Origin of the sequence: Aminobacter sp. J44 (assembly GCF_007829415.1) — a bacterium.
In the GTDB taxonomy this organism is placed as follows: domain Bacteria; phylum Pseudomonadota; class Alphaproteobacteria; order Rhizobiales; family Rhizobiaceae; genus Aerobium.
The window spans coordinates 56,468-76,508 of sequence record NZ_VLJG01000016.1; the positions used below are offsets into that span (position 1 = coordinate 56,468).

Here is a 20,041-nt window from a genome sequence, read left to right on the forward strand (position 1 = left end):
GGGCGAACGTCACCCGACGGCGCCGCCGCCGCTGCTAAAGCAGCAATCTTCCTGCCGTATGGCCCCTCCCATTTAAAGGCTCCCTCTCCTCGTGAACCTATGCCGGAAAGGGCTCCCTGAGCGCCCCGGCATATCTGCCCGGTCGTCCAGGCCAATGGGATTTCGTGACCGCATATTGCTTCGGCAGATCGCAGGCCGATAATAGAAGCCACGAAATGCGATATAAGTTTTGATGAAACGCCCTACCCGCTTCCCCAACCTGCGGCACCTCAGGATGTTCATGTCGGTGTGCGAACTTGGGTCGCTCAACGCGGCATCCAAGGGGTTGAACGTGGCACAGCCGGCTATCTCGCAAGCGCTGTCACGACTTGAGGAATACTACGAGGTCCCGCTTCTCACACGCCGCAGCGGAGGCAGCCAGCCTACCGAAGAAGGCAAGGTGTTGTGGCACAGGTGTGAGCGCTTCTTTCGCCTGCTCCAGCGCGGCATCGTGCTCGCTTCTGAACGGGCATCTGCCCCATCCCTCACGCAGAGCAATCACATTCTTGCACGCCTGACCGCGGCACAGATCTTCGCCCACATCTCCGTCAGCCATCACGGTTCGCTGCTCCTGGCCGCCAAGGCTGACGATATTTCCGTCTCCGCGCTTCACCGCGCGGTGCGCGACATCGAGAGCAATCTCGGATACGAGCTCTATACGAAGACGCCGCAGGGCCTCAGCGTGAACCGGGCCGGCGCCGAACTTGCCCGGCAATTCAGGATCGCACTGCGTGAACTCGAAACCGCGGAAGAGGAGTTGAAGGGCTCCGATGGCACCCTCGTCGGGCGGGTCCTCATTGCTACACTCCCGATGATTCGGTCATCGATCCTTGGCAAAGCGATCAATCGCACGCGCGCGAAGGCTCCCGGACTGGACTTTGTCGTCCTCGAAGGCATCTACGACACAATGCTGAAGGCTCTCCGGTCCGGCGAGGCTGACATGCTCATCGGCGCGATCAGAAATCCGCCACCGGCCAACGACGTTGTCGAAACCTTCCTCTTCAGCGACCCCTACTCAATCATTGCCCGGAAAGGACATCCGCTCGAGGGCAAGGACGTTACCGTCGACGATCTTGCGGCTTTCGAATGGGTGGCGCAGCAGGAGGGAACCCCCATACGCTCCGCGCTCAATGCCCTCTTCGCGGGCCGCAGCGAAGGTCCCCGCGTACGCATTGAAGCCCCCTCCACCTTGCTGACCCGATCGGTCCTCCTCCAGAGCGACGCCCTTGCGATCCTATCCGTCAGGCAGATGGCGCTCGAGGTGAAGCTCGGCCTTCTCACGCCACTGCGCTTTCAAACGCCGATTGGGGGGCGTGCGATCGGAATGACGATGCGTAGCGACTGGCTGCTGAGCAAAACGCAGTTGTTTTTTCTTGAGAATTTCTTCGAAGTCCTAGGGGAAGAGATCGAGGGTTTTACCCCGCCAACATGACGCCGTTTCACATTTTTTTATATTGCATCGACAACTTCCGATGAAGCAGTCGCACCGCTTTAGGTGCACAAATTCCCCGACAAAGAGAGGGCCGCTGCCAGGCGGGTTCGCAACTTCTCTGAGACCGTTTCAAGGCAGGCCGATCCTGCATTCAAACCGGGGTACCGACATGAAAATAGCGTTCATCGGCTATGGTGAAGCTGCGCGCGCCTTCACAGACACGCTCAAGGGCAAGGGCGAAGCGGAATTCACTGCAGCATATGACATTCTGCAGGACGAGAGCATCGCATCGGAGGCGCGCTCGCGCGGCCTGCGCTTCGAGGCTTCCGTCGAAGCCGCAATCGCCGATGCTGACTGGATCTTCGCGGCGGTGACGGCCGACCAGTCGCTTGAGGCCGCCAAGTCCGCACTGGCCTATCTGAAGCCCGGCCAGCTCTACATCGACATCAACTCCGTTTCGCCGGGACGCAAGAAGGAAACCGCCGCCCTCGTCGAGGCGACCGGCGCGGTCTATCTCGACATGGCGGTCATGGCTCCGGTTCATCCTCGCGGCCATGCAACGCCCGTGCTGCTCGCCGGCAAGACCGCTAAGGAACTGGAACCCATTCTTGCGGCGCACGGCTTTGCCTTCGAGACGGTCAGCGAGGACGTCGGCGACGCCACCGCCATCAAGATGGTCCGCTCGATGTTCGTGAAGGGCCTCGAGGCACTCACCGTCGAGGTGATGCTCGCCGCAAGGTCCTCGGGCTGCCTTGACCGCGTGATGGGATCGCTCGCCGAAACTTTCCCGGGCCTCGGCTGGCCGAAGAACGTCGAATACATGTTCGAGCGCACGCTGCGCCACGGCATTCGCCGTGCCGCGGAAATGCGCGAGGTCGCCAAGACCTATGACGAGATCGGCCTCGTCGGCCGCCTCGCCGACGCGATTGCCGACGTCCAGCAGAACCAGGGCAAGGTGCCGGCGAAAGACCTCAGCAAGATCGACCTGCCTGATGCGATCGCGGAGATCGTCGAGCAGCGGCTTTCCCTCAACAAGTAATGCAATTGTTGGCGGAAGGCGGTTGAGTCGCCCTCCGCCCAATCTGGAATGACGAGGCCATGGAGCTTTACCCGGCTTTTCTGGCGGCGCTGAAGGCGGCCGGATTTGAAGGCGACCTTACCGAGGAGCGTTCCGCGCGCCAGGTGCTGGCGACCGACAACTCGATCTATCAGGTCGTGCCAGAGGCTGTCGTCTTTCCTAAGTCGGTCGAGGATCTGCAGCGCATCGGCAGGCTCCTCGCCGAACCGCGCTTTGAGAAGGTCGTGCTGCGCCCGCGCGGCGGCGGTACCGGCACCAATGGCCAGTCCCTGGGCGAAGGCCTCGTCGTCGAGTTCTCCCGCTATCTCACCGGGATCCTCGAGATCAATGTCGAGGAACGCTGGGCACGCGTACAGCCCGGCGTCATCAAGGACAAGCTGAACGAGGCGCTGCTGCCTTACGGCCTCTTCTTCGCACCGGAACTTTCGACGTCGAACCGCGCCACGATCGGCGGAATGATCTCCACCGACGCCTGCGGCCAGGGATCCTGTCTCTACGGGAAGACCTCGAACCACGTCCTGGAGTTAAAGGCCGTGCTCGTGGGCGGCGACGTCTTTGAGGCGCGGCCATGGACCGGGGAAGAGCTTGCCGCAAGTGGGGGCCGAGGGGGAGAGATCCTGCGTGCGCTCGACAGGATCACGCATGACTATGCGGACCTCATCGCCGAGCGGTTCCCGAAACTGAACCGTTTCCTCACCGGCTACGACCTCGTCCATCTGCGCGATGGCGAAGGACGCCTCGACCCTCGGGCGGTCCTGTGCGGTTCGGAAGGCACGCTGGCGCTGCTCGCCGAAGCCAAGATCAACCTGGTCCCGATCCCGAAGATCTCGCAGCAGATCAATGTTTTCTACGACGATTTTCAGGCGGCCCTGAAGGATGCTCGTGTACTGGCGGGTCTCGGTGCCGCCGCGGTCGAAACCGTCGATAGCCGGGTGCTGAGCCTGGCCCAGTCGGATCCCGTCTGGGTGCACGTTGCACCTTTCTTCCCCGATGCCGATGCAAAGGGCGTCAATCTCGTCGAGTTCACCGGCGATGACGAGGCGGCGGTTGAAGAACAGATGAAGGCGGCACTCGAGCGGCTGCAGCAACCCGCCAGCGGACGCCGCGGCTTCACGCTGGCGCGCGATGCGGATGTCGCCAGGATCACCGAAATGCGCAAGAAGGCGGTTGGCCTGCTTGGTCGCACCGCCGGCAAGCGCCGGCCGGTTCCCTTCGTCGAGGACTGCGCGGTCCCGCCCGAAAACCTCGAACCGTTCATCCGCGAATTCCGCGCCGTGCTCGACGCGGAAGGTTTGCAGTACGGCATGTTCGGACATGTCGACGCCGGCGTCCTACATGTGCGTCCGGCGCTGAACCTCATCGATCCGAACGATGAACCTCTGGTGCGCCGCGTGACCGAGCAGGTCGAAGCGCTGGCAAGAAAGTACGGCGGCTTGCTGTGGGGTGAACACGGCAAGGGCGTGCGCTCGGAATTCGTCCCGCGCGTCTTCGGCCCGCTCTATCCTGCCCTTGAAGAGGTCAAGCGCGCCTTCGACCCGCGTGACCAGTTCAATCCGGGAAAAATCGCTTCCGCAAGGGGCGCGCCGCTCCTGAAGATCGACGGAGTACCGCTGCGCGGTGCCTCGGACCGGCAGATCCCCGAAGCGTTGCGCGACCAGTACGAGGGCGCGATTTCCTGCAACGGCAATGGCGCCTGCTTCAATCAGGTCCAGAACGAGGTCATGTGCCCTTCCTATAAGGCTACGAATGACCGCCGGAATTCTCCCAAGGGCCGATCGGCGCTGGTGCGGGAATGGCTGCGCCAGGGCGGGCCGGAAGGCCGCGCCGACCCGGAATTCGAGAAAGAGGTCAAGCAGGCGCTCGACGAGTGCCTGTCGTGCAAGGCCTGCGCGCGTGCCTGCCCGGTACAGGTCGACGTGCCGCGTTTTCGCGCTCGCTTCATGGAGAGCTGGTACGCCCGCCATTCGCGTCCGCTGCGCGACCATCTGCTGGCGGGACTGGAAAGGGTGCTGCCGCTCGCGGCCGCCTTCCCGAAGCTTGCCAATCTCGGCCTGAATGGCCCGCTTACCCCGCTACTCAGGCGGCTTGGCCTCAACCACCTGCCAGAGCTGCCCACGCCGCTGCGAGATAGCGACCTGAGGGCCGCCGGCCTCGAATACCTCAAGTTCGATGCGCTCCCGGATCCCGAAAAGGCGGTCGTCATTGTTCCTGACGCCTTCACGCGGTTCTTCGAGCACGAACTGGTTCTCGACTTCGCCTGGATCGCCGTGGCGCTGGGGTTCAAGCCCTACCTCATGCCGTTCCGGCCGAACGGAAAGCCACTCCATGTGCTCGGCCGCCTCAAGGCATTCGAACGTCAGGCGCAGGCGACGGCGCAGGTGCTGCGGACGCTGGCAGGCACAGGCTTCACGCTCGTCGGCATCGAGCCGGCGACCACCCTCGCCTATCACGACGAATATCGGGAGATTGTACCCGGCGGACTCCCGGTCCTGTTGCCGCAGCAATGGCTGGCGTCGAAGACCGACAAGCTGGCCGCACTCGTAAAGAAGGTGCCGAGCGCCCCTCTCACGCTCATGCTCCATTGTACCGAGCGCACGCTGCATGGGGACAGCAAAGCGGAGTGGACGGCTGTGATCAGCGCGCTCGGACGGGACGTGTCCGTCCCAAATGCCGGATGCTGCGGCATGGCCGGCACATGGGGACATGAAACCGGCAATGCCGCAACATCCGCGAAGATCTTCGATCTGTCGTGGTCGCGGCATATCGAGAAGGCCGAGGGCCAAGTTCTTGCCACCGGCTTCTCCTGCCGCTGCCAGACGAAGATTCAGGCAAACGTCGACGCGCGCCACCCGCTGCAAGTGGTTCGACAAATTGTGACCGCGAAAGGCTTGCTGAGACCTTGAAACAGAAAGGTGGCGATGCGCTTAGGGCGCACCGCCACCTAAAGAGCCTTTACTGCCCCGCAACCGCAGCCATCGCCGCACGTGCCTTCTCGACGACATCAACGCCGATCTTCTCGCTGTACTCCGCCACGACCGGCGCGACGCGCTCGCGCATGGCGTCCATCGCTTCAGGCGTCGGTTGCGTGATCTTGAAGCCCTTGGCGATCAGCTCCTGCTCCAGATCCTCCGCGGACTTGCGGGAGATCTCCCGCTGGAAGGCCGCCGATTCCTTTGCAGCTTCCAGAACGAGCGCCTTGTCTTCCTCGGAAAGGCTTCCGAACCATTTCTGGCTCGCCAGGAGGACGAACGGCGTATAGACGTGGCCCGTCTTGGCGAGGTGGCTCTGCACCTCATAGAACCTCGCGGTATAGATCAGGGCGTACGGGGTCTCCTGACCATCCACCGCGCGGTTCTCCAGAGCCGCGTAGAGTTCAGGCCAGGGAAGCGGTGTCGGGTTGGTTCCCAAAGCCGTCCACGTTGCAATGAACAGCGGGTTCGGGATGACCCTTATATTGAGCCCCGCCATGTCCTCGACCGCATTCACTGGACGGATGGCGTTGGTCATGTGACGGAACCCGTTGTCCCACCAGGCAAGGCCGACAATGCCGGTCTTTTCCTGTAGCAGCGAAAACAGACGTTCGCCGACCTCTCCGTCCATCACGGCGTCCACCGCGGCGAAGTCCTTGTAGAAAAACGGCAGGTCGAAGATCATGAACTCCGGAACGACGCCGACAAGGTTAGGCGTCGGGCCAACCATGATGTCGATGAAGCCGGCCTGCACGGAGGCCTGCATGTCGGGCTCGCTCCCGAGTACCCCGTTGCCAAAGGTCTCGATCTTGATGCGACCGCCAGTCTTCTCTTCGACGAGCTTCGCGAAGTGCCGGGAGGCTTGTCCCACCGGATGATCTTCCGTGGGCACGTAGCCAAGGCGGGCATTCTGGGCAATGGCCGGAGCTGAGGCCAGAAGACCTCCGACAAGGGCCGCGGTCAGAAGCAGCAGTTTCATTGAGTTCTCCTCCCGAGAACGGTTCGTTGAACCAGGATGCGGGGATCGTCCCTGACGGCAACAGATCCCGCGTTGAGTATCTAGCTCTCCCTAAGCTAGCGGAACACAGGTGACCACAATGTGGTCATTGTGTCCAACATCACAAGTTGGCCAGAGGGCACGACGATTGTCAACGCTTGTTCTACACAGATGCCGCACGTCGGCGGCTTCGAAACGGCGGCGGGAACGTCAGGTATGATGAGAGCCAAAGACGATGCTCGCGGAGGCGCCGGATGCCTTGGCCTTAGCCTTTGCAAACGGCAAAGGGCGCCGGTCTGGCGCCCCGCCAAGCCCGGGTCAGTGCAACCAGGACGCCGGCACCGTCACCAGTTGCGGGAAGATTACCAGGAGGACGATGAGGATTATCTCGGCCAGAAGGAAAGGCCATACACCCTTCAGCGCCGAGTCCATCGTCACCTTGCTGATCCCGCACACCGTATTGAGAACTGTCCCAACGGGCGGCGTGATCATGCCTACCGCGGCAGTCATGATGAAGATGACGCCGAAATAGACCGGGTCGATGCCAGCCGCGTTCACGAGCGGCATGAGGATCGGCACAAGGATGGTGATTGAAGGCGCGAAATCGAGCACCATGCCGACGATGAAGATCGCCAGCACGATCATGGCCATCAGCAGGGTTGGCGTGTCGATGAACGGCCTGAGAAGTGCCACAAATTGGTTGGGCAGGCTGGAAATCGTCATCATGAAACCGGTAACCATCGAGGCTGCCACGAGCAACATGATCACCGCCGTCATGCGGCCGGCAGCGAGCAAGGCCTCATAAAGCAGCTTCGGCGTCAGCTCCCGGTAGACGACCAGCCCCACGAACAGCGAGTAAGCGGCGGCGACCACACCGGCTTCCGTCGGAGTGACGACGCCGAAGCGCAGACCCGCGAGGATGATGACCGGCAGCATCAGGGCCCACCCAGCAGTAAAGATGGCTTTCGGGATGTCCCTGCGCGGAAGCTTGGGCTGGAGCGCAGCTGTTTCCTTCCGGGATACAAACCACCACGCGATGATGAGGCTGACGGCCATCAGGATGCCAGGCACGATCCCTGCCAGGAACAGGCCGATGATGGAGATGTTCGCGGTGACGCCCAGGATGATGAAGCCAACCGACGGCGGGATGACCGGGGCGATGATGCCGGTCGAGGCCATAAGGCCGGTGGCGCGGTCCATGTTGTAGCCCGCGTCCCGCATGAGGGGGACCAGCATGACAGCAAGCGTCGCGGTGTCGGCGATTGCCGACCCCGAGAGACTAGCCATAAGGAGCCCGGTGCCAATGACCACGTAGCCGAGGCCGCCGCGCAGGTGGCCAACAAGGGCCATGGCGACGTGCACGATGCGTCGCGAGAGGCCGCCGGCATTCATCAGCTCGCCGGCGATAAGGAAGAACGGGATCGCCATCAGCGGATAGCTGTCGGCGCCGTTGACCAGGCGTTGCGCCAGGATTTGCGCATCGAGATTGCCGAGCAGGACCATAAGCGCGACAGCCGACAACATGAGGGCGAAGCTGATAGGAATCCCGATGCCGATCGCTCCCAGAAGGGAGCCGAGAAATACGACGCCGCTCACTGCATTTTCTCCGAAGGTGCCGTGGGAATGACGGTCAGCGGCGGCTCGTTGACCTCTGAGACCGTCCAGGTGGCGGGCAGGCTGCCGCGAAGCGCCTGCCAAAGCCCGACGATCAGGCACAGGGCCATCGTGATGGCTGCGACAAGGGCCGCGGCATAGTTGAGACCTACGGGCAGGCCCGACAAGGCGGCGCGGTTGTTCCATTCGATGAGGGTCAGCGACCAGCTGCCCTTTGCCAGAAGCCAGCAGCACCAGAGCATCAGCCCGTATGAAGCGAGGAAGCAGGCAAAGCGTGCCCTGCGGGGAAGGCGTGCGACCAGCGTGTCGACGCTGAGATGAGCGCCCTTTGCGAGCGCCACGGCTGATCCCAGGAAGATGACCCAGATGAAGAACAGGCGCGAGACTTCCACCGCCGACGCAATGCCGGAGCTGAATCCATAGCGCAGCACGACATTGGAGAAGACGAGGATGCTCATGCCCGCCATGCCGATGACGACGAGGGTATCAAAAAGCCTGAACAGCCATTGTAACGATTTGGGCATAGCTCCTCCCGAAAGGTTCGGCGCTCGTGTGACGCCTTCATCGACTCTGACGAGGACGGGAATCGTCGTGCGGTGCCGCACGGCAGGTCAGAGAAGGATACGGGTCACCGGGGGCACGCTTGGGCGTCAGACGCCTTCGACCACCGAGAGATGTGCCTTCGCGTACTTGGCGCGCACCTCGACGGCTTTCTGGTATTCAGGGGAGTTGTAGCAGGCGAGCGCTGTCTCGTAGTCTTTGAACTCGATAACCACCACCCGGTTCGCGTCAGGTCCCTCCATGACCTGGTGCTGACCCGCACGAACGACGAAATTCGCGCCATATTTGTCGAACGCGGCCTTGTTCAGGGCGATGTATTCTTTGTAGCCTTCCTGGTCGGCAATATCGACCATTGCGACCCAGTATCCTTTTTTCTTCATTGCTTCTCCTCCCATCAGCAATTCCGCTTCCGCGTGAGCGCGGAATATCCACTGCCCGATGCGCACATATCCGGGGGAGCTTGCCGTTGATCCCTCCTCGATCGAAACGGCCAGAACCGACAATCCCGAATACTGACTACATTATGGACAGATTGTCCATAAACGTGTAGTGCCCGCCTATACGCTTGTCAAGCTCGCCGGAGGTGCGTCATGAGCCTGGAAGACCTGCAGGAGAAAGCAGACGTGAGGGCTTCCAACCCCGTGCCGGGAGCCGCTTCGTTCTCAAAGTTCATGACCGTGCTCCAGATTATCGCGGATTCCCCTGGGGCATTGGATATGGCCCAGCTGACCAGGCGCACGCGCTTCCCGCGCGGGACAGCCTACCGGCTCGTGTCGGCGCTCGCCGCTGAGGGGCTGATTACGCAATCCGCGGAGAACGGAACATTTCGCCTAGGGCCGCGTCTGCTCCAGCTTGCTGCCAAGACGTGGGAAGACTCGGACCTTCGGACGATCGCAAGAGAATTCCTCGTCGTGTTGCGCGACGCCACGGACGAGGCCGTGCATCTGGCGGTGCCAAGCAACAACCGCATGGTCTACATCGACAAGCTGGTCGGCTCCAGCAGCGTGCAGATGCAGACGAGCATCGGCGGTCAGGTGGAGCTCCATTCCACGTCGGTGGGCAAGGCCTGGCTGTCCGGGCTGTCAGAGAACCGGTTGAGGGAGATCATCAAGGGGCTGGAGCTGACGCGTCACACCGCAAATACGCTGACGACCCCGGAAGCGCTGCTTGAGGAACTGAAGCGAATCCGCGAGCAGGGATTTGCTTTTGATGATGAGGAGAACGAGCCGCATATCCGCTGTCTCGGCAGCCCGGTCTTCAACCGCCAGCAAGAACCGGTGGGAGCTATCAGCGTCAGCATGCCTGTCTACCGCCACGACGTGCAACGTCACGAACTCTGCGTCCGCCTGGTGCGTGAAACGGCGAAACGCATCACCGCCGAACTGTCGAGGATCCTGTAGGCCAACGCCATCACTCTCGCGTCGCGTCCGGGCTCTGCGTCGCATGCAGAGGCGATCACGAACCGCCCTCTACCGGAAGCTCTTCGCAAGCGCCTCGCTGCCTCGGGCGAGGATCCCAGCGTCGATGCCGACTGCCGTGAACAGCGTACCGATCTCGATGCATCGGCGCGCGAAAGTGTTGTTCGCGGTCAAAATGCCAGCCGGCTTTCCGAGGGACTTCAAACGGGAGATCGCATTCTCCACGGCAGCGGCGACGTCGGGATGGTCAGGTTCGCCGGGATAGCCGAGGCTTGCCGCCAGATCGGCGGGCCCGATGAACACGCCGTCGACACCATCGACCGAAGCGATTTCCTCGAGACGGTCAAGCGCCAGACCGGTTTCCACCTGAACAAGAAGGCAGAGCTCGCTCTCGGCCCGCTTTGCATAGCCGGGGATCCGCCCGAAGCGCGTAGCCCGGGTCAATCCCGACACGCCGCGGATACCGCGCGGCGGGTAGCGCATGGCAGCAACCGCGGCTTCCGCCTCTTCGCGCGACTGGACGTACGGCACCAGCAGCGTCTGTGCCCCCACGTCCAGAATGCGCTTGATCAGGACCGGGTCATTGCTGGCCGGCCGCACGACGGCGGAGACGTCATAAGGGGCAACGGCCTGGAGCTGCTCGAGCACGCCGATCGGATCGCTCGGCGAATGCTCGGTGTCAAACAAAAGCCAGTCATAACCCGAGCCCGCAACCAGTTCGGCGGCATAGCCGCCTGGCAGGCTGCACCAGAAGCCGAGTTGGTGGCGACCGGATCTGATCGCTGCTTTGAAATGGTTGCGGGGCAAGTCCATCGTTGGTCCTATCGGAAAGAAACGCCGATCGCGCCAAGCGGCCCGTAGTCGGCGTGGATCACATCGCCTGCCGCAATGTCGACAGGCCGGGTAAACGAGCCGGCCAGCACGATCTGGCCTTCCAGCAGCTTTGCGCCCACCGCGTGGAGTTTGTTAACGAGCCATGCGATGCCGGCCGCCGGATGCCCCATGATCGCCGCGGAGACGCCCGACTCCTCGATGATGCCGTTCTTCGACAGGGTCGCCCCCACCCAGCGGATATCCACGTCCATCGGCCTGATCGGCCTGCCGCCGACGACGATAGCGCCAAAGGCGGCATTGTCGGCGATTGTATCGGTGATGGCCCTGGGAACCTCCGTCCGGTAGTCGATGATTTCCAGCGCCGGCACCACGAATTCGGTCGCTCGCATCACGTCGTAGATCCGCGTGGACGGGCCTTCGAGGTCGCGGCCCATGACGAAGGCGAGTTCCACCTCGAGCCGTGGCTTGATGAACAGGCCGGCATCAATCTGCGCCCCGTCATTGTAAAGGGCATCGTCGAGAATACGGCCGTAGTCGGGTTCGGTCATTTTCGACGCCATCTGCATGGCGCGCGAAGTCAGGCCGATCTTGTGTCCGGCCACGCGCGCACCAGCACGTATCCGCTCTTCTGCCCACAGATCCTGGATCCTGTAGGCGTCTTCAATATCCATTTCCGGATAAAGCTGGCTGAGTTGCCGGACTGGCTTTCGCTCGCGCTCTGCGCGAAGGATCAGGCCTGCGGCTTCCGCCCTCTGCTCGTCGGTCAGCATTGCTCGTTACCTATGGCTGAATGGGTTCACTTGATGGGCGGCTTCGGAAGCCGGGCCTCGCCCTTTTCCATGACGTAGGTGTAGTCGAGGGAGAACCAGGGGGTGCCCGCCTCCGGGTAGTCGGGGTTGGGTTCCTCGTGGCGAACGAAATCCCCCATCAGCGCTTCCGTGACGCCGAACTGAACGTCGTCCTTGATGTGCGGATCGGTGGGATCGAAGACCTGCGAAATGAGTGTCTTGAACCCTTCCTTGAAGATGAGGGCATGAAGATGCGCCGGACGATAGGGATGACGCCCCTGCGCCTTGAGAAGACGGCCCACCACGCCGTTGGTCGGGATCGGGTAGCCGACCATCTTCACGGTCCTGAACCAGAAGCGGCCGTCTTCGTTGGTCGTGAACTTGCCCCGCAGGTTCATCTCCGCCTGATCAGGATCCTGGTTTTCGTACAGACCCACAGGCGATGCGTGCCACACGTCGATTTCAGCGCCGGCGATCGGATTTCCGTCGACGTCAACCACACGTCCGTTGACGAAGAGCGGTTCCCCCGGCGTATCCGAGCGAATGATCGTGCCGCCATTTTCGACGCGCGGCGAGTTCAGCCGCCAGAAGGGTCCAAGCAGCGACTGAGACGTCTCGGTCTGTCCGTTGTTGCCGTTATTGAGGAGGCAAACGAGCGTCGAAACGCCGAGCGAGCCGGACATCAGCACCATCTCGTTATGGCTGTCCGTCTGCAGCTGACCGATCTCGTTGAGAATGGCGGCGGCTTCCTGAAATTCACGCTCCGTGAGCCTTACTTCTCGAATGAAGGCGTGCAGGTGCGTCACCAGCGACACCATGATTTCCCTTAAGCGGGGATCGGACGTCCTCCTCATCACGGACAATACTGCTTCGGTGACATCCCGTTCACTCTTGATCATCGCAATTTGCTCCTCCAACTGGGGACGAGCAGTCTCGAATAAACGATTATTTGTCAAGTTCCGATCCGCGTTCGACCCACTCTGGAGGAGTGCCTTACCACCAAATTTTCTACGTTGCTGGGTCGGGGGAGCTTTCAATTGACAATAATAATCGTTTATCCTAGTCGTTTGGGAAATCTGGAGAATTTGGCGTGCAGGATCGCGACGGCGAAACAGTCGACCATGGAGCGGAGGAATCTGCCAATGCAATGACTGCCGTCGCAGATGGATTTATTGACGACGGCAAGAATACCATTGCGAGCCAGCTCGTAGATCGCTTGCGTGAGGCGATTGTATCCGGACAGCTCGAGGCAGGGAGCAAGATAAATCTTCAGAAGGCCCGCACCGTTTTTCAGGTGAGTCTCAGCCCGCTGCGCGAAGCTTTGGCGCGACTGATTTCGGATGGTCTGGTCACCTTCGAAGACAACCGGGGATATCGTGTCGCGCCGATGTCGCTTGCTGATCTGGAGGAGATCACAAGCCTGCGTCTGGAGTTCGAGATCTACGCGCTACGTGAAGCGATACGGCTGGGAGACGCCGCCTGGGAGGGAAATGTCGTCCGCGCGCTGCACCGACTGAACAAGGAGAAGCGCGAAGCGGACAGTCCGGCAACGCTGGAGGCATGGGAACAGATGCACCGGGCGTTCCATCTCACACTTATATCGGGATGCGGAAAGCCGCATCTGATGCAGTTCTGCAGCGTCCTGCTCAACCTCAACGACCGCTATCGCCGAACCTTCCTCCGCGCAACGTCCGGTGACCGCAATGTCGCGTTTGAGCACAGCGAGATCGCGCACGCAGCCGTCGCGCGCGACGCCGACTACGCGGCGCAGAAATTGCACGACCACATTCGCCGTACCGGAGGAAACCTGCTGACGCACATCTCCGCAAAGGGACTCGCATGAAAGAGGAGATGTGACGCGGCAGGACGCGGCTACCAGCTCTGCAGCCTTGAGGAGGTGTCTGCAGATGACAACGAAGCGGGTGGCTACACGGCTGCACCACCCAGCGAGTTCGAGGGACTCCTTCGCCGCAGCCAGTTTAAGGGAGGAAAACACCATGAAACTGAACAGACGGACCCTGTTCGCCGCATGCGCCGTCGGATCGATGCTGATGTCGTTCCCGGCTCTTGCCCAGGACAAGACCGAAATTCGCTTCTCCGCGATCTTCTCGGACCGCGATATCCGCGCGGAAATGATGGAGAAGTTCAAGAACGCGGTCGCCGACGACTTCAAGATCGAGAACTTCTTCAATGGCTCGCTTTTCAAGCAGGGAACCGAACTGGTCGCGATCCAGCGCGGCAATCTGGAGATGGGTAATATCGCGCCGCAGGACTTCGCAAAGCAGGTACCCGCCTGGTCGCTTTTGACCTCAGCCTATCTGTTCCGTGACGTCGACCACCTCAACAAGTTCTTCGCGAGCGACGCCGGCACGGAAATGAAGCAGATGGTCGAAGACCAGCTCGGAGTGAAGATCCTCGGCCCCACCTTCTTCGGCACCCGCCAGGTCGGGCTGAAGGGCAACAAGAAGATCAACACGCCAGCCGACATGGCCGGGATCAAGCTTCGCATGCCTGGCGGCGACGCCTGGCAGTTCCTTGGGCAGGCGCTGGGCGCCAACCCGACCCCGATGGCTGTAACTGAGGTCTATACGGGCCTCCAGACCGGAGCGATCGATGGCCAGGACAACCCGCTGCCCAATGTCCAGACCCTCAAGTTCTACGAGGTCATGGACCAGATCGTGCTGACCTCCCACCTGGTGGGCTTTGATCTGCTGACCATCTCGAAGGCAGTCTGGGACAAGATGACCCCGGAGCAGCAGCAGAAGGTCCAGGCCGCAGCGGATGAGGCCATTGAGTGGAGCGCGCAGCAGCACACCGCCAAGGAAGCCGAGCTTGCGGAGTTCATGAAGCAGAACGGGCTTGACGTCTACACGCCGGATGTCGCCGCTTTCCGTGAGTACACACAGAAGCTGTACCTCGAGTCCGACCTGGCCAAGGACTGGCCGGAAGGCATGCTCGAGCGCATCAACGCCCTCTAGCATCTGGCAGGGGCGGCACCTGATGCCGCCCCGCTTCATCTGAACATCATGATCCGAAAACTTGGACTGGCTCATTTTTCCGCCATCAGCTTGCCGCCGACAGAGTTCGTCACTCTGGCTGCTGAGGCGGGTTTTGCACGCGTAGGCCTGCGCTTGTGTGCGCCGTTTACGGGCGCCCCACACTACCCTCTTCGCGCCGGGTCGGCTGAGATCCGTGATCTCTCCCGCAAGTGCGCGGATCTCGGCATCGAGGTCTACGACATTGAGGCCGTGGTCATCGACGCCACCTTTGATGCAGCCGCGCTTGTTCGGGCCCTGGAGGCCGCAGCAGAACTTGGTGCAAAGCGTCTCTCCGTTGCAGGCGATGATGAAAACGGCCGTCGCCTCGCCGACAACGTCAGTTCGCTCTGCGAGATGGCGTCGAAATTTGGCCTGAGCGTCGACATGGAGAATATGGGCTGGCGCACGATCGCCACCTACGAGCAGGCCGATGCTTTGGTCGCCGCCACGGCCGCAAAGAACGCCGGCGTGCTCGTCGACGCCCTGCACTTCTTCAGGAATGGCGGCAAACTCGAACAGCTGCGCGCGGGGATTTCGCGTGTCCAGAGCGTCCAGCTCTGCGATGTCCGCGGGCTGGCGCCCACGACCGCCGAAGGCATGGTGGCTGAGGCACGTTCAGGCCGCTACGCCCCCGGAGAGGGAGAGCTTCCGCTTCAGGAACTGCTCGGAGCTATCGGCGACACCGTTTTTGTCTCAATCGAAGTTCCGCTGGCCGACCCCGCGGGCACACCGCACGATCATGTCCACCATCTGATGACGGCAACCCGGCGTCTCCTGACCCCAGCGGGTCAGGGCTGAAAATCCCGCCGCCCATCGTCACCAAATCCCGCTCAAAACTTACCTCTAACAACAGGTGACTTCATGAAGCTCATTTACGTCCTGAACGGTCCCAATCTGAATCTGCTCGGCAAGCGTCAGCCCCACATTTACGGCCATGAGACGCTGGAAGACGTGAAACAGGCATGCCTGCAGGTTGCTGCCGAAAACGGCCTGGCGGTGGAGTTTCTACAAAGCAACTCGGAGGCCCAGATCGTCGACTGGATCCATGCGGCACGCGAGGTGGCGTCCGGCATCGTCATCAACCCGGCCGCTTTCACCCACACCTCGGTTGCGATCCTCGACGCCCTCAACACCTTCGACCATCCGATCATCGAGGTGCATATCTCGAACGTTCACAAGCGCGAGCCGTTCCGCCACCACTCCTACGTCTCCGGGGTTGCCTCGGGCGTCATTGCAGGGTTTGGAACGCAAGGCTACCTGTTCGCGATCCAGCGAATGGCAAAGTTGGTTCGGGAACATGAGGCCGTGGGCGCTTCGGCGCAGGACTAGGATCCGACAGCCTAGCCGTTTGAGCTTGAGCGGCCACCCCAGAGACCCGAAAACGGACTGTCCGGTAAGGCCCTCCGACCGGCCTGCCCGTCAGCACGATCAGGACAGGCGCTGATGCCACCATCACTACAACGTCCAGGCCGCCGCCCAAAAATGCGAAACGGCGATACGGGTATGCGCGCGCATATTGATCATCGACCCCGGTGGTGCCGGCACCGGACGTGTCCTTGAACACTCGCTCACGCACGGTTCGAGTGTCAGCATACGCCGCAACAAGACGCGACCAGTCACGGCCAAACGGATCCTCTGCGGTTTGATCCGTCGTCGTGGCGAAGCCGTCGAGAGAGATGTTGAGATCAACACGAACTGCCATTCGAACCTCCCATTGGTAAGGCACACACCTTACCAATGGGAAACACAAAGGCAAGTGCCTTAATATCATTGACGCAGGGGCGCACATCGCTCTACCCTTGGGCATGCCTGCTCATTCGACCCCGCTTGATCTTGTCTTTCACGCTCTCAGCGATCCCACCCGACGCGCTGTGATATCCCGGCTTGCTGAAGGGGAGATGCCCGTCAGTGCGCTGGCTGAACCGTTCGACATGGCGCTGCCTTCCTTCACACAGCATCTTAGAGTGCTGGAGGAATGCGGATTGATCGCCAGTGAAAAGCGCGGGCGCAGCCGCTGGTGCCGGCTAGAACGGGACCGGTTCGAGGAGGCTGCCAACTGGATGGAAATGGAGCGACGGCGCTGGGCTGAACGGCTGGACCGGCTGGAAGTCTATCTGGACAAGTTGGAGGCGAATGATGACGGAAAAGCTCTTTGAAGCCTGGTCTCTCGAGCGTGAGATCGTTCTGGTCAAGGTTCTGAAACACCCAAGGGACAAGGTTTTCGCCGCCTGGACGAATCCGGAAGCTCTCGCACAGTGGTACGGCCCTGCTGGTCTAGGCATTGAGACCTATGAGGCCGATATTAGAGAAGGTGGTGTGTGGCGGTTCGATATGGTTGGCCATTTCGAGGGCCAGCACCAGCGTTTCTCCACTCTCATGCGCTTCCTGAAAATCGTTCCCAACGAAGCGATCGTAGTGGACTACGGTACCCCTGAGCCCGATGATCCTGATCGCTTCTATATGATCATCACGTTCGATGAGCAGGCGGATGGCAAGACCGTGCTGACCATTCGGCAGCTTCACCCCAACCGCGACCGGCGACAAACAGTCATCAACTTCGGCGCGGTGGAATACGGTCTGCAGACTCTGGACGGCCTTGCCGCTTGGCTCGATCGCGAACACTGAGACGGGCAATCGTTCACGGCCATCAGGCTCCGCCAGCTTATGGAGACTTTGATTGCTGTGTATCAGCGGCCGAAGGAACTGGTCTTAAACCCGTCACGGTAAGCGGTGGGTGTCTGTCCTGTAAAGCTGCGAAAGGAAGCATTGAACGCTGAGAGCGATTGGTATCCAACACTGAGCGCAATTTCAGTGACCGCAAGATCCGTTTCTGCGAGCATCTCAATTGCGCGGATCATTCGCATTCTCCGCAGAATTTCCCCCCAGCGCTGACCCGTTTCCGCCAGTAGCCTTCGCGCGAGTGTCCTCGGAGTCTGACGGGTCATCCGTGAGACGTCCTCGAAGCGAAGCGGCTCAGCCAAAAGGCTTTCCGTAATCGCCAGCGCGCGTATAACTCCTCGGCTTCTGCCTGTTGGGATGGTTGCCTTGCTCGGGGTTTCTGCCAATCGCCAGGTTACCATCTGCAGGGTACGAAACAGGCTGAGCCTGTACTCAGATAGAGGCTCGTCTTCTTCTCCCGTCCGTCCACATTCCTTCACGATCTCACGCGCCAACGGCGTCATTTCGAATACCGACAGCGCAGCCCTCGGCGCAGGAGCAAAACGGCTCGAAAATAGCACCGAACAGACAGACATCTTCTGGTTGAGCAACAACCGCACCGGCGTCCCCGCGGCCACCAATGCCGCTCGAGCTGGTGGAAGCGACCAGGCAGCTCCCTCGGCCTCGAGCCGCATTGCGCCAGATGAGACATACAGGAGGTAGTGGTGCTCAATCTGGAGCTCACGTGGTGGCTGAGGGAATAGATCTTGATAGATGCAAAGCGCATCAGAGACAGCGATTTGTCGCTGAGGCTTTATCATACCCCCGCAGTCCAGGAATCAGCCGAAGGCTTTCACGGGTTGGGATATCGCCGCCGTAGACGCCAAAAATCGCCTGTCGCCATTCGGGGTTATTTTGCAGGAGCTCGGCCAAAGCCTCCGCCTCATCTAGCCTCTGGCTCTTGAAGTTGATCAGGAATTTTCGTCCAGGAAATTCCCGTAGCACCTCATCCAAAGTGGGCATCAAGCCAATCCCTTTACCGCGGAGCGGAAAAGTCCTGCCGCCGTCGGCTGTATAGCCATAACCGACATCAAGTTCCTTGAGCCTGATCATTAGGGTCTCTTCGGCGATACCCGTTCCGTCGGTCCTGCAATCGAGCGTCCAGTCGTGGAAGACAGCAAATTTGCCGTCAGGTGTGAGATGGATGTCCAACTCCACAACTGCCGCACCGTATTGGAACGCCGCCTGCATGGAAGGAAGCGTATTCTCAATAAATTCGTGAGCCGGAGGCAAAATTCGCGATGCCGTGCAGGTGTCGTTTTCCAGGTCTTCCGGACTGAACGTCTGATGCACGCCGCGGTGTGACAGCAACTTGATATTCCCGGCTTCGGGCCTCGCTCCAAGCAAAGACGTGTTTGAAAGCCACAGCACCGCAACTGCAATCGCGCCCGCCATCAATGCCTTACGAAACACGCAGCAACTCCCGATAGAACATGAGCAGTTCTATGCTGAATTGCGGCTGGAGTGGGGACACGACGCGTCCCTCGGGTCGAAGCCCGCGTCTACCTCGATTGAGCCCCGGATATGAAGGAAGTGCATCCGCGTTCCTCGGCACGCCCAGCCAGGATTGAGACGCCGGCGTGGACCGAAGTGGTTCTTGCGACCATCGCTCTTCGACGTCCGCACTCCCTGGAAGTCGCGACCGTACTCGATCCGCGCCGCTATGGGGTATGATGCGCGACGTGTGAGTACGCGGATAAGTTTTTGCTGTATCACTGCCACTTGGCTTGTGCAGCACGTCGCGCAAGCGACGAGGAATTCGGCATCGCCCCATCAACGGGTGTTTTCCGAATTTCTGGGTGCGATGCCGGGAAGCCAAGCGCGATGCTTCCACGTTAGCTTGAGGCTGCAATACCTCGCGGCTCGGACATCAGGCCACGCGCGAGCGCGTAGCAGCCGAGCAACAACACAATCGTGAACGGCAGCCCTGTCGAAACGGCTGCCGCCTGCAGCGCCGCGAGGCCACCACCGAGCAGTAGTGCAATCGCCACGAGCCCCTCAAAGGTCGCCCAGAACACGCGCTGTGCAGTCGGAGCGTCGACCTTGCCACCGGCGGTGATGGTATCGATCACCAGCGAGCCGGAGTCCGAGGAGGTGCAAAAGAAGACGATCACGAGAATGATGCCGACAAACGAAGAGATCGATGTCAGCGGCAGATGAGATAGCATGGCAAATAGCTGCAGCTCGAGTGCTGCTTCCGAGATATCGTTGAAGCCTGCACCGATCAGGCTGATAGCTGTGCCGCCAAAGCTTGTCATCCAAAGCACCGACACAAGTGACGGCACCAGAAGCACCGCGATCATAAATTCGCGCACCGTCCTTCCCCGGCTGACACGAGCGATAAACATGCCGACGAATGGGGACCATGAGATCCACCAGGCCCAGTAGAAAGCCGTCCATCCCTGTCTGAAATTATCGTCTTCACGACCAAATGGGTTCGACAGCGCCGGCAGGKATTCGACGTAGGCTGCCAGGTTCAGAAAGAAGCCGGAGACGATGGCAAGTGTTGGCCCCGTTGCGATTACAAACAGCAGCAGAAGGGCCGCCAGCACCAT

19 protein-coding genes and 2 pseudogenes are annotated in these 20,041 nt (G+C 60.9%); 10 read left to right on the forward strand and 11 right to left on the reverse strand.

The genetic code is table 11. The features are described 5' to 3' along the window. The first annotated feature begins 232 nt into the window (after nt 1-232). From L610_RS08320 to L610_RS08330, 3 genes are all read left to right on the forward strand, one after another. Nucleotides 233-1,471: a LysR family transcriptional regulator gene (locus L610_RS08320; RefSeq protein WP_144704208.1), complete on the forward strand. Its 1,239-nt coding sequence runs from the start codon at nt 233-235 to the stop codon at nt 1,469-1,471. 169 nt (nt 1,472-1,640) lie between these two features. Next, a complete protein-coding gene (locus L610_RS08325) occupies nt 1,641-2,510 on the forward strand; it encodes an NAD(P)-dependent oxidoreductase (protein WP_144704211.1) in 870 nt (289 codons plus the stop codon). A 59-nt stretch (nt 2,511-2,569) separates the two neighbouring features. Beyond that, nucleotides 2,570-5,452, forward strand: a complete 2,883-nt coding sequence (locus L610_RS08330; protein ID WP_144704214.1) for an FAD-binding and (Fe-S)-binding domain-containing protein — start codon at nt 2,570-2,572, stop codon at nt 5,450-5,452. 49 nt (nt 5,453-5,501) lie between these two features. Here L610_RS08330 and L610_RS08335 read toward each other — a convergent pair whose 3' ends face one another. From L610_RS08335 to L610_RS08350, 4 genes are all read right to left on the reverse strand, one after another. Beyond that, nucleotides 5,502-6,497 (reverse strand): TRAP transporter substrate-binding protein, encoded by a 996-nt coding sequence (locus L610_RS08335; RefSeq protein ID WP_144704217.1) that lies wholly within the window; start codon nt 6,495-6,497, stop codon nt 5,502-5,504. A gap of 336 nt (nt 6,498-6,833) precedes the next feature. Beyond that, a complete protein-coding gene (locus tag L610_RS08340; protein WP_024846674.1) occupies nt 6,834-8,111 on the reverse strand; it encodes a TRAP transporter large permease in 1,278 nt (425 codons plus the stop codon). Further along, on the reverse strand, nt 8,108-8,653 hold the full coding sequence (locus L610_RS08345) for a TRAP transporter small permease (RefSeq protein ID WP_024846675.1): 546 nt from the start codon (nt 8,651-8,653) through the stop codon (nt 8,108-8,110). The genes L610_RS08340 and L610_RS08345 overlap by 4 nt, the downstream gene beginning before the upstream one ends. A gap of 126 nt (nt 8,654-8,779) precedes the next feature. Further along, nucleotides 8,780-9,070 carry a DUF1330 domain-containing protein gene (locus L610_RS08350; RefSeq protein ID WP_024846676.1) on the reverse strand — a complete coding sequence of 97 codons (291 nt, stop codon included), beginning with the start codon at nt 9,068-9,070 and terminating at the stop codon, nt 8,780-8,782. Nucleotides 9,071-9,280: 210 nt separating this feature from the next. Here L610_RS08350 and L610_RS08355 point away from each other — a divergent pair, with 210 nt between their 5' ends. Continuing rightward, entirely contained in the window at nt 9,281-10,090 is an 810-nt protein-coding gene (locus tag L610_RS08355; RefSeq protein ID WP_144704220.1) for an IclR family transcriptional regulator, read from the forward strand. Between the two features lie 69 nt (nt 10,091-10,159). Here L610_RS08355 and L610_RS08360 read toward each other — a convergent pair whose 3' ends face one another. Genes L610_RS08360 through L610_RS08370 form a run of 3 tightly spaced genes read right to left on the reverse strand, consistent with a single transcriptional unit; the run spans nt 10,160 to nt 12,629 of the window. Further along, nucleotides 10,160-10,921, reverse strand: coding sequence for an aldolase/citrate lyase family protein (locus L610_RS08360; protein WP_144704223.1), 762 nt, complete (start codon nt 10,919-10,921; stop codon nt 10,160-10,162). Nucleotides 10,922-10,929: 8 nt separating this feature from the next. Continuing rightward, nucleotides 10,930-11,712: a 2-oxo-hept-4-ene-1,7-dioate hydratase gene (gene hpaH / locus L610_RS08365; RefSeq protein ID WP_024846679.1), complete on the reverse strand. Its 783-nt coding sequence runs from the start codon at nt 11,710-11,712 to the stop codon at nt 10,930-10,932. Between the two features lie 26 nt (nt 11,713-11,738). Further along, entirely contained in the window at nt 11,739-12,629 is an 891-nt protein-coding gene (locus tag L610_RS08370; RefSeq protein WP_144704263.1) for an intradiol ring-cleavage dioxygenase, read from the reverse strand. Between the two features lie 248 nt (nt 12,630-12,877). On the opposite strand from L610_RS08370, the gene L610_RS08375 reads away from it, so the two are divergent. From L610_RS08375 to aroQ, 4 genes are all read left to right on the forward strand, one after another. Beyond that, complete coding sequence (locus tag L610_RS08375) at nt 12,878-13,573, forward strand: GntR family transcriptional regulator (RefSeq protein WP_051473081.1); 696 nt, start codon at nt 12,878-12,880, stop codon at nt 13,571-13,573. A 154-nt stretch (nt 13,574-13,727) separates the two neighbouring features. Beyond that, nucleotides 13,728-14,708 (forward strand): sialic acid TRAP transporter substrate-binding protein SiaP, encoded by a 981-nt coding sequence (locus tag L610_RS08380; protein ID WP_144704226.1) that lies wholly within the window; start codon nt 13,728-13,730, stop codon nt 14,706-14,708. Nucleotides 14,709-14,756: 48 nt separating this feature from the next. Beyond that, a complete protein-coding gene (locus tag L610_RS08385; RefSeq protein WP_144704229.1) occupies nt 14,757-15,566 on the forward strand; it encodes a sugar phosphate isomerase/epimerase in 810 nt (269 codons plus the stop codon). A gap of 63 nt (nt 15,567-15,629) precedes the next feature. Beyond that, a complete protein-coding gene (gene aroQ, locus L610_RS08390) occupies nt 15,630-16,097 on the forward strand; it encodes a type II 3-dehydroquinate dehydratase (RefSeq protein ID WP_144704232.1) in 468 nt (155 codons plus the stop codon). 172 nt (nt 16,098-16,269) lie between these two features. Here the strand turns inward: aroQ and L610_RS20855 are convergent. After that, a pseudogene (locus tag L610_RS20855) lies at nt 16,270-16,470 on the reverse strand (deaminase); the annotation flags it as partial. A 103-nt stretch (nt 16,471-16,573) separates the two neighbouring features. Between L610_RS20855 and L610_RS08400 the strand changes: the two are divergent. Together L610_RS08400 and L610_RS08405 are read left to right on the forward strand one after the other, a co-directional pair. Continuing rightward, nucleotides 16,574-16,924 (forward strand): helix-turn-helix transcriptional regulator, encoded by a 351-nt coding sequence (locus tag L610_RS08400; RefSeq protein WP_024846687.1) that lies wholly within the window; start codon nt 16,574-16,576, stop codon nt 16,922-16,924. Further along, entirely contained in the window at nt 16,905-17,393 is a 489-nt protein-coding gene (locus L610_RS08405; protein WP_144704236.1) for an SRPBCC domain-containing protein, read from the forward strand. Before L610_RS08400 ends, L610_RS08405 begins: the two co-directional genes overlap by 20 nt. 62 nt (nt 17,394-17,455) lie before the next feature. Here the strand turns inward: L610_RS08405 and L610_RS08410 are convergent, their stop codons facing one another. The 3 genes and pseudogenes from L610_RS08410 to L610_RS08420 all read right to left on the reverse strand — a co-directional run. Continuing rightward, a complete protein-coding gene (locus L610_RS08410) occupies nt 17,456-18,037 on the reverse strand; it encodes a helix-turn-helix domain-containing protein (protein WP_210246003.1) in 582 nt (193 codons plus the stop codon). Nucleotides 18,038-18,215: 178 nt separating this feature from the next. After that, nucleotides 18,216-18,899, reverse strand: a pseudogene (locus tag L610_RS08415) (glycerophosphodiester phosphodiesterase family protein); the annotation flags it as partial. 422 nt (nt 18,900-19,321) lie between these two features. Next, nucleotides 19,322-20,041: BCCT family transporter (locus tag L610_RS08420; RefSeq protein ID WP_186441398.1), on the reverse strand; the 720-nt coding region annotated here is incomplete at its 5' end.

What these genes read in the sequence shown, in the direction of transcription:
- L610_RS08320 (WP_144704208.1), top strand. Translation starts at nt 233, where the DNA reads ATGAAACGCCCTACCCGCTTCCCCAACCTGCGGCACCTCAGGATGTTC.
- L610_RS08325 (WP_144704211.1), top strand. Translation starts at nt 1,641, where the DNA reads ATGAAAATAGCGTTCATCGGCTATGGTGAAGCTGCGCGCGCCTTCACA.
- L610_RS08330 (WP_144704214.1), top strand. Translation starts at nt 2,570, where the DNA reads ATGGAGCTTTACCCGGCTTTTCTGGCGGCGCTGAAGGCGGCCGGATTT.
- L610_RS08335 (WP_144704217.1), bottom strand. Translation starts at nt 6,497, where the DNA reads ATGAAACTGCTGCTTCTGACCGCGGCCCTTGTCGGAGGTCTTCTGGCC.
- L610_RS08345 (WP_024846675.1), bottom strand. Translation starts at nt 8,653, where the DNA reads ATGCCCAAATCGTTACAATGGCTGTTCAGGCTTTTTGATACCCTCGTC.
- L610_RS08350 (WP_024846676.1), bottom strand. Translation starts at nt 9,070, where the DNA reads ATGAAGAAAAAAGGATACTGGGTCGCAATGGTCGATATTGCCGACCAG.
- L610_RS08355 (WP_144704220.1), top strand. Translation starts at nt 9,281, where the DNA reads ATGAGCCTGGAAGACCTGCAGGAGAAAGCAGACGTGAGGGCTTCCAAC.
- L610_RS08360 (WP_144704223.1), bottom strand. Translation starts at nt 10,921, where the DNA reads ATGGACTTGCCCCGCAACCATTTCAAAGCAGCGATCAGATCCGGTCGC.
- hpaH (WP_024846679.1), bottom strand. Translation starts at nt 11,712, where the DNA reads ATGCTGACCGACGAGCAGAGGGCGGAAGCCGCAGGCCTGATCCTTCGC.
- L610_RS08370 (WP_144704263.1), bottom strand. Translation starts at nt 12,629, where the DNA reads ATGATCAAGAGTGAACGGGATGTCACCGAAGCAGTATTGTCCGTGATG.
- L610_RS08375 (WP_051473081.1), top strand. Translation starts at nt 12,878, where the DNA reads ATGACTGCCGTCGCAGATGGATTTATTGACGACGGCAAGAATACCATT.
- L610_RS08380 (WP_144704226.1), top strand. Translation starts at nt 13,728, where the DNA reads ATGAAACTGAACAGACGGACCCTGTTCGCCGCATGCGCCGTCGGATCG.
- L610_RS08385 (WP_144704229.1), top strand. Translation starts at nt 14,757, where the DNA reads ATGATCCGAAAACTTGGACTGGCTCATTTTTCCGCCATCAGCTTGCCG.
- aroQ (WP_144704232.1), top strand. Translation starts at nt 15,630, where the DNA reads ATGAAGCTCATTTACGTCCTGAACGGTCCCAATCTGAATCTGCTCGGC.
- L610_RS08400 (WP_024846687.1), top strand. Translation starts at nt 16,574, where the DNA reads ATGCCTGCTCATTCGACCCCGCTTGATCTTGTCTTTCACGCTCTCAGC.
- L610_RS08405 (WP_144704236.1), top strand. Translation starts at nt 16,905, where the DNA reads ATGACGGAAAAGCTCTTTGAAGCCTGGTCTCTCGAGCGTGAGATCGTT.